Annotated in this window: 11 protein-coding genes and 1 pseudogene; 6 read left to right on the top strand and 6 right to left on the bottom strand. The window is 72.0% G+C overall.

What is annotated here, in order from left to right; all coding sequences use genetic code 11:
• Window positions 1-705: 705 nt before the first annotated feature.
• Entirely contained in the window at window positions 706-2,379 is a 1,674-nt protein-coding gene (locus ABZ449_RS20635; protein ID WP_360347608.1) for a helix-turn-helix domain-containing protein, read from the bottom strand.
• 255 nt (window positions 2,380-2,634) lie between these two features.
• Here ABZ449_RS20635 and ABZ449_RS20630 point away from each other — a divergent pair, with 255 nt between their 5' ends.
• Genes ABZ449_RS20630 through ABZ449_RS20620 form a run of 3 tightly spaced genes read left to right on the top strand, consistent with a single transcriptional unit; the run spans window position 2,635 to window position 4,558 of the window.
• Entirely contained in the window at window positions 2,635-3,057 is a 423-nt protein-coding gene (locus ABZ449_RS20630) for a hypothetical protein (protein WP_360347606.1), read from the top strand.
• Window positions 3,058-3,066: 9 nt separating this feature from the next.
• The gene (locus ABZ449_RS20625; RefSeq protein ID WP_360347604.1) at window positions 3,067-4,011 is read left to right on the top strand and encodes a hypothetical protein; all 945 of its coding nucleotides are present in this window, start codon (window positions 3,067-3,069) and stop codon (window positions 4,009-4,011) included.
• Window positions 4,012-4,060: 49 nt separating this feature from the next.
• Complete coding sequence (locus tag ABZ449_RS20620; protein WP_360347602.1) at window positions 4,061-4,558, top strand: hypothetical protein; 498 nt, start codon at window positions 4,061-4,063, stop codon at window positions 4,556-4,558.
• Window positions 4,559-5,232: 674 nt separating this feature from the next.
• Here the strand turns inward: ABZ449_RS20620 and ABZ449_RS20615 are convergent.
• The 4 genes from ABZ449_RS20615 to ABZ449_RS20600 all read right to left on the bottom strand — a co-directional run bounded on the left by ABZ449_RS20615 (window position 5,233) and on the right by ABZ449_RS20600 (window position 8,770).
• On the bottom strand, window positions 5,233-5,922 hold the full coding sequence (locus tag ABZ449_RS20615) for a hypothetical protein (RefSeq protein WP_360347601.1): 690 nt from the start codon (window positions 5,920-5,922) through the stop codon (window positions 5,233-5,235).
• Between the two features lie 8 nt (window positions 5,923-5,930).
• On the bottom strand, window positions 5,931-7,277 hold the full coding sequence (locus tag ABZ449_RS20610) for a DUF4062 domain-containing protein (protein ID WP_360347599.1): 1,347 nt from the start codon (window positions 7,275-7,277) through the stop codon (window positions 5,931-5,933).
• Window positions 7,277-7,681, bottom strand: a complete 405-nt coding sequence (locus ABZ449_RS20605) for a hypothetical protein (RefSeq protein ID WP_360347597.1) — start codon at window positions 7,679-7,681, stop codon at window positions 7,277-7,279. Before ABZ449_RS20605 ends, ABZ449_RS20610 begins: the two co-directional genes overlap by 1 nt.
• 714 nt (window positions 7,682-8,395) lie before the next feature.
• The gene (locus ABZ449_RS20600) at window positions 8,396-8,770 is read right to left on the bottom strand and encodes an SH3 domain-containing protein (protein ID WP_360347595.1); all 375 of its coding nucleotides are present in this window, start codon (window positions 8,768-8,770) and stop codon (window positions 8,396-8,398) included.
• 1,394 nt (window positions 8,771-10,164) lie between these two features.
• On the opposite strand from ABZ449_RS20600, the gene ABZ449_RS20595 reads away from it, so the two are divergent.
• Together ABZ449_RS20595 and ABZ449_RS20590 are read left to right on the top strand one after the other, a co-directional pair.
• Window positions 10,165-10,821 carry a TetR/AcrR family transcriptional regulator gene (locus tag ABZ449_RS20595; protein WP_360347593.1) on the top strand — a complete coding sequence of 219 codons (657 nt, stop codon included), beginning with the start codon at window positions 10,165-10,167 and terminating at the stop codon, window positions 10,819-10,821.
• A complete protein-coding gene (locus tag ABZ449_RS20590; RefSeq protein WP_360347591.1) occupies window positions 10,818-12,245 on the top strand; it encodes an MFS transporter in 1,428 nt (475 codons plus the stop codon). Before ABZ449_RS20595 ends, ABZ449_RS20590 begins: the two co-directional genes overlap by 4 nt.
• 361 nt (window positions 12,246-12,606) lie before the next feature.
• Here the strand turns inward: ABZ449_RS20590 and ABZ449_RS20585 are convergent.
• Window positions 12,607-12,828 (bottom strand): annotated as a pseudogene (locus tag ABZ449_RS20585) (metalloregulator ArsR/SmtB family transcription factor); the annotation flags it as partial.
• 450 nt (window positions 12,829-13,278) lie between these two features.
• Between ABZ449_RS20585 and ABZ449_RS20580 the strand changes: the two are divergent.
• Window positions 13,279-13,701, top strand: a complete 423-nt coding sequence (locus ABZ449_RS20580) for a TipAS antibiotic-recognition domain-containing protein (protein ID WP_360347589.1) — start codon at window positions 13,279-13,281, stop codon at window positions 13,699-13,701.
• Window positions 13,702-14,010: the final 309 nt, after the last annotated feature.

The following is a 14,010-nucleotide window of genomic DNA, read 5'->3' as shown; positions in this document are numbered from 1 at the left end:
CGGGTGCCCGAGCGCCATCCGGGCGCGGGTCAGCTCGATCGTCTCCCCGATCCGGCCCGAGCCCTCCAGCAGTTCGGCGGTGGCCTCGGTGGCCGTCCGCCAACCGGTCGCGAGGAACGGTGCGAGCACGTCCAGCGCTTGCTCCTGCCAGCCCTGCTCCCCGAGCAGGCGTGCCCACTCCCGCGCGCAGAACCACTCCCCACGCCCGGCCCACGCCTCCACCACGCCGGCATGCCCTCGTTCGAGCAGCGGGGAGACCAGCTCCGGCGGGATACAGCCGGACCGCGTCCGGGCCCGGCAGTCAAGATCGGCAGCGTCCACGACGACGCACCGCAGCGCCCGCCGCTGACACCCGTCCTGGCCCTCGGCCTCGACGTCCGGCTCGCCCGTCCGTCTCGGTGGTGCGGGGCCTCGGTTGGGTCGCTGCCGGGTGGCCGTCAGGCCGCCCGGGGACGGTTTCCAGGTCCGTCCTGTTCGGCGTTCCCCAGGCGGGGGCCTCGGTGGCCTCGGCGGCCGGCTGGTGCTGTCTTGTCCGGTTGTCGTGTGTCCTGTCGGGTGGGGCAGTATCGCTGAGTGGCATCGCGGCCTTCCTCGGCCTGGACGTCGGCAGGGGCGTGCCGTGGGCGGGCGGTGACGAGGTTGACGCGGTGATTCGTCAAGTCCGCTGATGCCGACCGGAGTTGCCGCAACGATTCCGTTCCTCGGTCAGCCATAGGTGACGAGGACCGGTCGTTCGGTGATCCGCAGCGGGTGCTGTCCGTCCACCTCGCGGGATCCGCTGTCGAGGTCGTGCACCAAGGCACGGCGCGGTCCGACCGTGGTCTCGGCGGCGCCGGCGTCGGTCCACAGGACGACGACCCGCAAGGACGGTCCGCCGGGGACCGGCACGGTGAACTCGCACTGCCAGACGTTCTCCGGGAGCGCGGCCTGCGCACCCCGGCCACATCCCGTGAGGCTCGCCTCTGCGAGCCAGTGCTGCAGCCGCTCCACGTACAGGGCGGCGGTCGTGGGAGGTCGGCCCTCGGGCTGCAAGACGATCGGCAGCGTACTGTTCCCCCAGGCGTAGAAGTACATCCGCTCCAGGCCGTACCGGCGCCCGTACAGACCGGTGAGGTAGAACCGCACGGCGTGGTTCGCGGCCCGCTGCGGGTCGAGCGGATCGTTGAGCGGCAGCGTCTGGGTGGTCCCGGTGTTCCACAGCGGCAGGTGCACCCCGGCCTGGTGGAAGCTTCGGTAAGCGGACTGGACGGCCTCCAGCATGGTCTCCGGGGGATCCTGGATCCGGCGCTGGTACAGCTTCACCCCGGCCGCGTCGCAGTCCTGGTAGCCACCGAGCTCGGCGAAGCGCCGTACGAACGCGTCGGCAGACGGCTCCCACAGCCCGGTGACCGACGGGCAGACCACGAGGGCTCCGGGGTCACCGGCGCGGATGATCCGGCTCGCCCGCCGGGCCATCTCCACCAGCGTCTCGGTCGGGCCGTTGAAGTGATGCGGGTGATTGGCCATCACCCATAGTTCGTAGGCCTCGATGCGTCCGCGCGCGTGCTCCACCAGGGCGCTGACGAAGGCGTCCCAGTCCGCCAGGTCGTCCGGGGGTGCGGCCCTCGAATCCTCGGGGTAGGCGGCCCGGCGCGCGCCGGGCGCGGCCCAGCCTGGCGTTCCGCCGAACACGAACAGCGTCGGCAGCCCGGCCTCCCCGGTTCCCTGGAGAAGCCGGTCGAGGGTCGACCAGTCGTAGACGCCGCGCCGGGGTTCGAGCTGCGACCAGCGGGTCTCGCTGTCCCACAGCCGTACGCTCCCGACGCGGAACGTGGGCGTGGCACCGGAGCTGCTGTTGAGGGTGACACCGAAGGCCGTACGAGCCACCGCGACGGGCGCGTCCGCCCAGCTCGCCGCGGCCGGGGCGGCGACCGGGAGCCGCGAGGGAGCGCTGGTTCCGGCCGGGATGCTGCCGGCAGCTGTGCCGGCGAGGAGCGACAGCGCGGCAAGTGCCACGGCGGCCCGGTGCCGCCCGGAACGGCGGGTCGCACGGCGGGGCGGGAGGCCCTCGGCGGCGGGCGGCGGTGCCGGCTCTGCTCCCGGTCCCGGCCCCGGTCCCGCTCCGGATTCCGTGTGGACGGTCGTGGCCTCGCCGGTAACCGCCTGCCAGGACCGGAGCAGGGCGTTCAGTTCGTCGGGCCGGGCACCGCACTCGCGGGCGAACCGGGCGATCACGTCGTAGCCGCCGGGAATCCCCTGGCCGGTGCAGTAGCGGTGCAACGTGGTCCGGCTGGTGAACGTCCGCCTGGCCAGCTCCTGGTAACTGAGCCCGCTGTGGTCCTTGAGCCGTGTCAGGGCGGCAGCCAGCTCGCGCATGCCGGTCTCTCGATCCATCGTCATCCCCCCGGTGGCGATCGTCGTCGCGGACAGCATCCCACAGGGCGTCCCGCGTTTCCGGTGAAACGCCAGGTCGACGGGGGTGGGAGCGTCCCACCGCAGCTCGGGACGCCGATGTCGTTGTCCGGGTCGGGACGGCGCGCCGAGGATGGCTTCCGGGTCGGCCGAGCACGACCGGACGGCCTCGCCGTACCGGCGTTCCCGTCGGCCGGCCGCGACCTCTCCACGCGAACCACCATGCGTCCAGGAAGGACCCACATGCGCCTCCGTACTGCCGCCGTCGGCCTCGCGGCCCTCATCGGCACCGCCCTTGCCCTGCCCTCCGCCCCTGCGGCTGCCGCTTCCGAACCGGGCTCGCAGGCCGGCCACCCGGCCGCCGCGGACGCCGGGATCCTCGGCGGCTGCGTGTTCGGGGTCTGCGGGACCGTCTACAACCGCACCTCCGAGACCGTCTCCGTGACCATGAACTGGGGCGACATCCAGCACACCATCCGCCGCCTCAACGGACACGCGAACACCGAGGGATGGGGCGACGTGGACGGGATCTACGTCCCGACCCAGCGGAAGATGGACGTCTTCATCACCTCCACCTTCGGCAACCGCTGGGTCCATTGGGGCCCGGGCTGGCACAAGATCTCCACCGACGAGTACGCGCACATCGACCGCATCTACAAGCCGTAGGAACGGGCGGTGGAATCGGCCGATGCACCGTCACCACCGCGGGGCCGACTCCCGCGTCCCGCCCTGGCGATCATCGCACCACTGGCTGCGGCCGCCGTGCTCGCGGCCTGCGCCCCGGGCACGGGTTCCGGCCCGCCGGCCGTCACTCAGCCGGCGCCACCGCCCGATGAGGCGGAGAACGCCCTCCTGCGTGACGCCGAACAGCGGCTCGTCGCGGACTGCATGACCGAGCGCGGCTTCCGCTACTGGGCCGTGCCCACCACCGACGACGAGGGACTGCGCCCGCTCGGGTTCGTCCTGGACGACACCGCGTGGGCCCGCGCCCACGGCTACGGGGGCGGCAGCCTCGCCCGCGCCGCCGACGAGAGGGACGCCAACCCGAACGCCGCCTACGTCCGGGAGCTGACCGAGGAGCGGCAGCGGGCGTACGCGGCGGCGCTTCGCGGGGGAGCCGGGACCCCGGAACTCTCCATCGACCTTCCCGGCGGGGGCACCGCGGTCAGCCGCCTCGGCGGCTGCGAGGGCGAGGCCGGCCGGCGGCTCTACGGGGACCTCGCCGCCTGGACCCGCGCCGACACCCTCACCGCGAACCTGACCCCGCTCTACGTGCCGGAGATCACCCGGGACGCGCGGTTCACCCGAGCGCTCGCCGCGTGGTCCGCGTGCATGGCGGCAGCGGGACTCCCGTACGAACGACCGGACCAGGTCCGGGCCGAGGCCCGCCGGAAGGCGGCGGGCCTCGCACCGGACGCGGTCACCGTGGCGGAGGCGCCACTGGCGATGGCCGAGGCACAGTGCGGGGCGTCCACCGGTCTGGCCGGAACCGCCCGGCGCCTGGAGGCGGAGTACCGGGAGCGGCTGCCGGAGCGGTACCGCTCCGCAGTCGGGGAGCGCACCGAACTCGCCCGGGCCGCATTGCCGCGCGCCCGGGCGATCACGGGCCGGACGGCCTGACACCGAACGGCCCGCGGCACCGTGCCGCGGGCGCGACAGGGAGGAAAACATGAAGAGGACCCGGATGATGCTGGCGGCGGCCGCCGTCGGACTCCTGACGGCGGCCCTGCCGGCCGGCACCGCCGTGGCCGACGACGACCGGGGAGCCGGTCTCGCGGATACCTGCTCGCAGTACCAGACGAGGTGGAGCGGTGCCGTGATCGCCTGGGAGGACACCTGGTGCACCGGCACGCGCCTCGGCATCGCCTACGGGAACGACGTCAACTGGTCGGACGGGACGGGCCCCTTCCAGGGCTCCGCCAACGACCGGGCGAGTTCCGTGATGAACAACGGTACGTCGGATGCCAACGGACTGGTGCACGTGGCGTTCTACCGTGACGCCGGGGGCGGCGACGCCTGGCGCAACGGCTACGCCTGTCTGAAACAGGGTCAGTACGTGGGCAACCTGGCTCAGCGGGTGTTCGTCGGCGGAGGGGGAGGGGAGGTCGCGGACGCCATCTCCTCGCACCAGTGGGTGACCTTCGGGGCCTGCAGCTCCTGGATGTGACGCCGTCACCGGTCGAGGCCGCCGCCCGATGTGGCGGCCTCGACCGGCCGGGGCTCCTCCGGCGGCCCGCCGGGCGCGGTGATCGTCCTCGACCGAGCGCCAGTCGCCGGTGACGGCTGCCGCTGTGGACGCGGGGCCAAGAACGGCTTGTGCGCCAAGCACCGCGACCGGTGGAGTCGGGCCGGCACCCCCGACCTGGCCACCTGGGTTGCCCCGGACCTGGCCCCGGGCGAACTCGGCCGGCTCACTCACGTCGCGATCATCCACCACGACGCGACCCGGTGGATACGGAACGAACCGACTCCCCCACACATCCACGGGCCTTGCCCACGCGAAGGCACTCGACGGCCGGGCTACCGCAGGCGCAGGTTTCCCTTCGCGTCCACGATGATGGTCAGCTCTCCGTCGAGGTTGTTCCGGAGGATCTTGGCGAGCTGCAGCCAGTCGGAGGGATGCTGGGGCGGGGGGAGGCACGACCCTGGAGCTCTGCGGCTCTGGGCGGCCGTCGCCCCAGGTGGAGTCGAAAGGAACGCGTCGGTGATCGTGCGCGCCATGCTGTTGCCCTTCCGCCGACGGGGGCGGCCGGTGGTCGTCCAGGCGACATCGGCCCTTCGTCGTTCGAAACGCTCTCGACCGCCCAGCGGACAGGCGCCTCTGCGAAGAGGTCCGCGCATTCAGCCCGCCGAGGGACGGCGTTCGACGCGCAGACGCTCCGCCTCGCCGGAGCCCGGCTCCTGAAGGGTGTCGTCGGTGCCCATCACCTCGGGCACCGCGACCAGGAGTTCGTAGAGGAAGTCGTGGAAGCCCTCCGAGGTCGGCGCCGTGTGGTTGAGCGGGTAGACCCCGAACTGCAGGTAGTGCAGGGTCTTGCGCATCATCTGGGCCGGTGAGCAGACGGAGACGAGAGAGCCGAAGCCACCGTCCTTGAAGTATGAGGCGGCGACGAAGCACTCGTCGGCCGAGCCATAGACGCCGGCATCGCCCTTGTACCGCTCGTTGAGGTCGTCGCCGTGGATCGCCACCGGCGGCACGCCGAGCTTGGCCAGGAACTCCCCGCCCGCCCGGCTGAGACTGATCCCGTCCTCCACCCCGAGATGCCGGTGACGACTTCCGGGCACGTAGATCTCCACCGGCTGCCCAGCCTCCCGGTACCCGATGAAGAGCTCGTGGCCGCGTCGCAGCCGGGCCGCGAACTCCTCGCCCGGTATGGTCCGGTCGACCAGCGGATGCTGGGCCGCGACCTCGATCAGCACGCCCGGCAGGTGGTTTCGCGCTCGCATGAAGGCTTTGGCCGTGGAAAGCCGGTCGAGCCACCGCTGTGCTGCGGCGGGGGAAAGGGCTGCCATGTCATCCAGGTCCATCACGGATCGCCTCACGTTATTGTCCTCATATCGTCGCGCTCCTCGACGATGGCCCAGGTCCTGTCGAAGTGCTTCCAGCAGGCGTCGAGCAGGCCGAACTCGGAGGTCCCTCGCAGTTCCAGGGACGGGGTCTCCGGGGCCCGCGCCGGCGGCAAGGTCAGCGTGACCCATCCCCAGGTCCGGTCGCAGAGAATCATCGTGGACCGTAAGTGCGTGGTGAAGAACCCGATTTCAATCGATCCTACGGTCGAACTGCGGGTCCGGGCCTCGCGCACGATCGCCCGCAGCCGGGCCTCGACCTCACGCACCTCGGCCGCGATCGGTGAGCGCTGGTCCCAGAGCGACTCCGACTCGTCGACGTCCGCGAGGAACTGCCCGTCGGGCGTCGGCACCAGGACGCGGACACGGGCGCCGGCCGTGAGCGCCTTCGTCAGGTAGGGGGCCTGGATCTCGATCAGCCGCTTGCCGCTGGTGGACATGATCCCGATCGATGAGGCCTTGCCGAGGTTCTCACTCAGGGCGTTGCCGGCCTGTCCATCCACACTGATCCGGGCTACACCGATCCGGGTTCCGGGAGCCACCAGGTTCTGCCACTCGGCAGAGAAGGTGTGTGCGATCGAATTGCCCTTGACCCAGCCGGGCTGGGGCCTGTGCCTGACCGCCAGCCGGAGCGACCTGGTGACGTCGTTGCGCAGGTCGGCGGTGGTGCACCAGGGCTTCCAGAGCTGCTCACGTCGTACCTTCTCCCGGAAGGCGGCCAGCCGTTGCGCGTCTTCCGGTGTCGGCTGCCAGGTGTCGGTGTGCAGTTCGGCGGGAGAGGAGTGGACGAACACCAGGATGGGCTTGTTCAGCGAGCGGGCGTGGTCGTACTCCCGCTCGGTGAAGCTGACAGTCCCCGCCCCCACGTCACCGTACCGTGCGCCGAGGATGAGGACGAGATAGTCGCAGTCGCTGATCACCCGCTCGACGACCTCCCAGGCGCCTTCCGCCCGCGCGTCGAACAGCTCCATGCCGGAGGGGATGTACCCCTCCTTGACGAGCTCGTCGATGACGGCTTCGCGGTGCTGCTTCAGATCCAGGCTGGTCGAGCTCACGAACACCTGGTAGCGGCGGTCGTCAGGGGCGGTGGTGGTCGGCTGGGTGATGCCCGAGGGTGCTGGAGGGCCGGTGTTGGGGTCGGACTCGGCCGGCCCGTAGTAGTTGAAGTTGTTCGTCACCGAGCTGCGCGGACCGATGGCGTTGCCGGCGACGTCGGCCCCGGCGCCGACCCCGCCGCCCCGCACTTCCACGTGCTCGGCCGGCCGCTCGGGCTCCTCCGGAACCTGCGGCCTACGCCAACGGAAGCGCGATCCCGGCATCAGCCGGCCACCTCGCCGCCCTCGCCCAGCGCGTTGCCGGCGACATCTCCCCCGGCCGCCACCGCCCGCTCGCCCTCGGCGGAAACGGGCCGTACTGGCCCCGACCCGCGCCGCGGGGCCCGCATCGCACCCGTGACCCTGCTGTCAGCACCGATCGCGTTGCCGAGCACGCTCCCTCCGGCAGCGACCGCACCGCTTCCGCCGGCCCGGACGGTGCCCGCTGCGGACCTTCCGTCCCGCTGTAGTGCGTACACCGAGGCGACGAGCCCGGCGAGCCCGGCAACCGTCCCGGCGACGGCACTCGCGAGCTCGGCCCCGGCAGCGTCCCCGAGGATTGCCCACAATGCGAGTAGGGCAGCAACGGCAATACTGATAAAGGCTGTTGACCAGAAAAGCAGGCGCATGTGCGATGTCCCCCCACCACAGCGACAACCGGCGGAGTGTAGATACCCGGCCCTGACGCCGACCACGCTCCCTCCGGACGACGTGCCCGGGGGATCGGGGGCCGTGTGGTGGCGGGCAGTGGGCGACACCGCCCGCCGGCGGCTCAGGTGAGCCGCTCGAGGAGGGCGCGACGGGCCGGCTCGTGGTCGCGGGCCAGGCGCAGCAGTTCGTGCAGGGCCTCGGACTTGTCGAGACGGGTGCGGTGGGCGTCGTCGCGCAGGCCGAGGAGCCAGTGGTCGATCTCGATGGTTTCTTTGGAGTCGACGCGAGGGGTGAGGGCGACGGCCCGGCCCGCGGCGGGCGCGGGGCGGCGGCCGCGTGTGCGGTGAACGCGAGGTGCCGGCGACGCGGCGGTGGAACGCGTCCGGGAACGCGGTCTGCTGCCCGGTCAGCTTCCCGTCGGTACGGGATCCGGCCTGCCTGCGCTGCGGACACGTCCGCCCGCTGCGGTAGACGGTTCCCGGCGGCCGGGTCTGCCGGGGCTGCGAAGGCACCCTCGCCCAGCGCGGCAACGTCGGCCCCTGCACCGTCTGCGTCGAGAAATGCCCTCGGCCCTCCCGCGCGCTGGCGCCGCCTCCGGGGCGCCGCCACCAGAGCATGCCGTGCGCCTGCCCGCTGTCCGGTCGGACAGCGGGCCCCTTGCGCGTTCGGCGGATCGGTGGGGCCGAGCGCGCTCAGCAGCGCACGGTGGCACCACCGTTGCTGAGGTAGGCGCCGTACACCCAGCCGAAGCTTCCGCCGCCGACCATACGGACCCAGGTCCACCTGTTGCCGTACCCGTTGACGGAGTAGCAGTCGTACTCCACCTTGATCCCTTCGCCGATGGTACCGACGGTGTTGCACGCACCGTACGGGCCGGTGTGGACCGCCGCGCCGCCGGACTTCACGGTACCGGACCCACTGTCCTTGTCCGTGTGAGGCCAGTAGACGTTGCCGCAGGTGACCTCGACGGCGGCGGAGGGCGCGGCGGCGGTGGCCGGTGCGGCTGCGGCCCCCAGAGCGAGCGTGGCACCGACAGCGGTGGCCACGAGAGCACGACGAATACGCATGAACGCCTCCATGGGTGGTTTCTCGATTCGGGCGACCTTCCGGCCAGGGGGAACCACCTGTATCTCGCGGTTCCCGGCCCGTCGCCCTCGGGACCCATCCTGACGGTGCCGGCGGGCACGGTCCCAGTCCTTTCGGCCGTCGCCGAAAACACCTGCGGTGAGGCCCACTTGAAGCAGCCGTGCGCGACCGGAGACCATGGGTGCCGGGAAGGTGGGCGTCCGAACGGAACCCGGGAGAAGCCTCGCGCGTCACGCATCACGTTCACCCCGCAGGACCTCGCCAAGACCCGGATCGCGGCGACCTGGGGCCCGCTCGGCGAGACGCTGCACGCGCTGACGGCCCTGCAACAGCCACACAGCAGGGCGATGTCGGGCGCATGGCGACACGAGGTCCACACCCGCTCCCCCGCCCGCGCCCATCCGGCCTCCTCCCTGATCGCGACGACGGCGGCGGCGAGGAGTGCGATCACGCCGATGGCGGTGGTCACCGGGGACTTCGGCGGGGTGAGCGGCGCGCCGGGCGCGCCCGGCCCCGGGTGGGCCGTGCCGCCGCCGGACCCGCCCGACGTGGTCGTGCTGCCGGGGCCGGCGGCGGGATCGGTCGACGCCCCGGCACGGTCGCCCCGGGCGGCGGCGCGGATCCGCGGGCGGCGCAGTGGACGGCGGCCGCCGGGCAGGCCGTGCCGCAGTGCGAACAGGTCCACAGGTCGAAAGTGCTCATCCGGTCATCGCCGGCTCTCGTGCGACCCGGAGGTCCCCGCGGGCCTGCGGGGACGCTCCGGCCGGACGGCGAGGGCGTCGGGCGTGATGCATGCTCACAGCAATGCACCCGCCCCTGCTGACGGGGCGTCATACGCCTTCGTCATTACCAACAAGATGTGAGTAAGCGTCAAATCACTGAACTGACCGGGTTGTTGATCATCTCGGACGGGCCGATGTCGCGGCCCGTCCGCCCGGCTCGGGGTCAGTGGTCCGGTCGCGGCTCGGGCCCGGCGCGATCCGTACGTTCTCGGCCAACGCGCTCGTGCGCGGAGTGTCGCGCAAGTGCCCGCCCAGGCCGCAGCCGGCTTCGGCGTCGCAGGCCGGCCTGACCCGACAGGGCGCCACCACCCACCCCCAGGAGATCAGGGGTGCGCAGAACGGGTTGTCAGAATTTCCGGCCACCTTGGCCGGCCCTGCGATCTGCACAGACGCCTCTCCATGCCGAAGACGGGGGTGCCGGCATCTGGAGCCGCATCAGGAGGCCCGGGAAGGGCCGTTCCCCGGGCCGTTCGGGGGCCGAACCGCCGCCCCGGGGCCCGACGGGGCGTCAGAGCGCCGCTGTTGCCCTGGCGTGGCTCTCCGACAGCAGGATCTGGTAGACAGTGTCTACCAGGCCCTGGTAGACACTGTCTATGACTGATGAGAGCTCCCTTCGGGAGCGGTTGATCGATGTCGGGGTCGACCTTGTGCTGACCGAGGGATCAGCGTCCGTGGGCCTGCGGGAGATTGCCCGTCGAGCGGGGGTGTCGCACGGGGCGCCTCGTCGGTACTTCCCCACGCACCACGCGCTGCTCTCGGCCATCGGCCGTCGCGGCTTCGAGGACCTCGCCGCCATGTTCGAGGCCGCGGTCGCCGGCGCGACCACACCGCGCGGCCAGCTGGAGGCCCTCGCTCGGGCGTACGTCAGGTACGCGCTGGAACGCCGCGGCATGTTCGAGCTCATGTGGCGGCACGACCTGCTCGACGGCGCGGCGCAGGCATCGGACCAACCGAGGCTGCGCGAGTCGACCCTCCCGTTGTTCGGGCACTTCACCGGACTTGTCGCCCGATGCCGATCGGAGCGGGATGCCGCACGACGCGCCGACGGGCCGAACGAGGCCGGACCTCCGCCTGCGGTGACTGCCGCCGCCCTGTGGTCGAACCTGCACGGCATGGCCCAGCTGTGGGCCTGGGGCAGCTTGCAACTCGCCCTCGGCGCCCCACCGCTGGACAGCGCCCCCGGCGACGACCGACGCGACCGGCTCATCACGGCGGTTCTGGACGCCCACCTCGGCCCGGTGACCTCATGACCGCACCCGCACAGCGGCAGATCGCACTTCTGGTCAGCGTGGCCGGCGCGGTGATCGTCGCACTGGACGGAACCATCCTGCTCATGGCGCAGCCCGGCATGCAGCGTGATCTCGGCGCGAGCGTGGCGCAGATCCAGTGGACGAGCACCGGCTATCTGGTCGCCGTGGCCGCGTTACTCGTGATCGCCGGGCGACTCGGGGACCGGTACGGGCACCCGCGCCTGCTGTTGGTCGGCGTCCTCGGTTTCGGTGCTGCCTCGGCCGGGATCGCGCTCGCGCCGACCGTCGGCTGGGTGATCGTCCTGCGCGCGGTGCAGGGCGGGTTCGCCGCGTTCCTGCAACCTGCGACGCTCGCGCTGCTACGGCTGGCGTATCCCGCGGACCGGCTCGGCAAGCCGGTCGCCATCCGCACCAGTGCGATCGCGGTGGCGGCGGGGTCCGGGCCGCTCCTGGGTGGTGTTCTCGTGGCTCATCTGGGGTGGCGCGCCGTCTTCTGGGTCAACGTGCCCCTCGCGTTCGTCATCGCCGTCCTCGCTCTCGCCGTGCGGACGCCGGAGCCTCAGCGTGGCAACTCTCCACGGCTCAACCTCACCAGCGCGGGCCTGCTGGCGGTCGCGCTCGCGATCCTGGTCCACGCCTTGGCCGACGTACCCGCGCGGGGGTGGACCGCCGCGCCGACGTTGCTCGAGTTCCTCGTCGTCGTCGGCGTCGCGACGGTGCTCGCCCGGCACGAACGCCGCAGCACGCATCCGATCGTTCCGCCGGCCGTGGCGCGGTCCGTACCGGTGACGGCGTCGATGGCGATCCTGCTGGTCATCGCCGCCGGCCTGTTCGGCGCGCTGTTCAGGGTCACGTTCTACCTCCAGGACGTACTTCGACTCGATCCACTCGCCAGCGGTCTGCGCGTGCTCCCGCTGACCGTGCTCATGGTCCTCGGCTCCCCCGCCGCGGTCGCCGCACTGCGCCGGTACGGTGCGCGCCGCACCGCGATCGCCGGTACGGTCCTCGTCGTGGTCGGCATCGCGGGGCTGTCCCGGCTCGGTCCCGCCAGCACATGGATGGCCATGGCCGCAGCCTTTGCCGCCATCGGTGCCGGGTTCGCCACCGTGATGGTCACCGCCACCGGGACCGTCGTCGGTGACGCGCCGCCCGGGTACGCCGGGGTCGTCGGCGGGCTCAAGCAGACCGCCGTGAACATCGGGCCGACCTTCGGCATCGCCGTCGCGGCCAGCGCAACCGGCACGGCTGCTTCGACCATGAGCTCCACTCTGCTGGTCCTGGCCGCAGTCGCCGCTCTCGGCCTGCTTCCCGCGTCGCGGCTGCCCCGGCGTCCGTCGCACCAGGAAGGAGACGACACGACCGCCTCACGCCCGGTGCAGGCACCAACACCACAGGCGGCACCCGCTCGACACACGAACAGTTGAGCAACCGCCGAACACCCCAGGCTGATCCGGTCATGCACCAGACCGATCTTCGGTGTCGGCAGACGACGGCGGCTCGACCGGCTCTCCCGCTCCGTGCTCCACCTGCCTGGTGGCGCTCGGCGCTGACCTGCGCGAGTGCGGCATCGGGCTGCACGTGATCGAGCAGGGCATCGACACGTCCACGATGGAGGGGGCGATCAGGTCCCCCCGCGGACGGCCCGGGGGCGGGTGCCCGGGGGCGGGTGCCCGGGGGCGGCCCCCGGCCGGCGGAGGAGGGTGTCCCTCTCTGTACTCGGGTGCGGGTCGCATGCAGGTGCGGCGGTGGCCCGTCGGTGGCGGGCCGGTGGGCCCGCCGGTCCGGTCAGCGGAGGACGCCCTCCAGGAAGTCGCTGCCCAGCCGGGCGACGACGGTGACGTCCAGCTGGTGCAGCGCGTAGCGTCCGCGGCGCTGAGTGGTGACCAGGCCCGCCTTCTTCAGGAGGCGCAGGTGCCGGGAGATCTCCGGGGCGGTCAGGCCGTGGATCTGGGCGAGTTCGCTGGTGGTGAAGGCGCCGCGGGCCAGGTGGCGGCACAGGCGGATGCGCCCGGGTGTGGGAGCAGGCGGGCGAGGACTGGGTCGGGGCGGGCGTGGGAGCGGCGCCGGCGCTCCTTCCCGCGGCTGCTGGTGGTCCTGGTCGGCACAGCGGCCTGCGGGGTGTGCTCGGCGGTGACGGATCTGCGGCCGGCCGCCGAGGAGAACCCGGCGGTCGCGGAGATGCCGGCCGGTGGTGCCGGCGTGTCCTGGTGCGCCCTCCCGGCGTCCGCACGTGCCCACCGCCCTGCCGAACGGTGCCTGAGCCGCTGCCATCGCTCTGCCAGTGAGGTGCGGAATTGTCGGACGTGCCGGGCGGTGCGCCGCGACCGAGGAGAAATGGTTTGCCGACCCGGTGGCTGTGTGTCACCGTTCGGCCTGGACCGGCAGTTGATCATCGGCTGCCGGTCGATGTCGACATGTCGGCGGCCTCTCGGGGATCCACCGGAGAGGTGACGAACGATGGGAACCGGTGCCGTGGGGAACAGTTACGAGGGCGAGTGTCGCCGGTCGTTGGCCGAGGAGCAGGCGAAGAGCCTTGCCGGGACCAACGACTGGGAACATGTGGACAGGGAGCGGGTCCACCAGGACTGGGACGTCCTGTACCGGGAGATCACGGCTCTCCTGGACGGCGGCTCCCTGCCCGGGGACCGGCAGGTCCAGGAGCTCGTCCGCAGGCACTTCGACATCGTCAGCCGGTTCTACACCCCCTCCAGGGAGGCTTACGTCGGCATGTCGCTCTTCTACGCCGAGGACGAGGCCATGAGGGCGTTCCACGATTCCTACCACCCCGGGATGGTGGAGTTCCTGGGCGCCGCGATCAGGGTGTTCGCCGAACACGGGAGCGGGTTCGCCCCCAGTGCAGGGGCCGAGGCTTCGGCGTAGTCGGGCGACACGGGCCAGGACATGCATGGTCGGGTGCGTCCGGACCGGGTCCGGGCGCACCCGCCGAGAGGTGGAGCGGGGTGGTGATTCCTCAGCCCTCGGACCGGATGGCCAACCGCAGGCGCAAGGGCCGGCCTGGCCACCCGCTATGAGAAGACCGCTGTCGTCGTCCAAACCGACTCCACATCGCGGGAATCTTCATCTGGTCGCCATCGCCTGCGGCGAACGCACCGGGACCGTCACCGACGTCGCCCTCCGCTGGGGCTTCACCAATTTCGGCCGCTTCGCCCAGGACCACCGCGAGACCTG

The sequence above is a fragment of the Kitasatospora sp. NPDC005856 genome (genome assembly GCF_040629945.1).
In the GTDB taxonomy this organism is placed as follows: Bacteria; Actinomycetota; Actinomycetes; order Streptomycetales; family Streptomycetaceae; genus Kitasatospora.
This window is presented reverse-complemented; position numbering and strand designations above follow the sequence as displayed.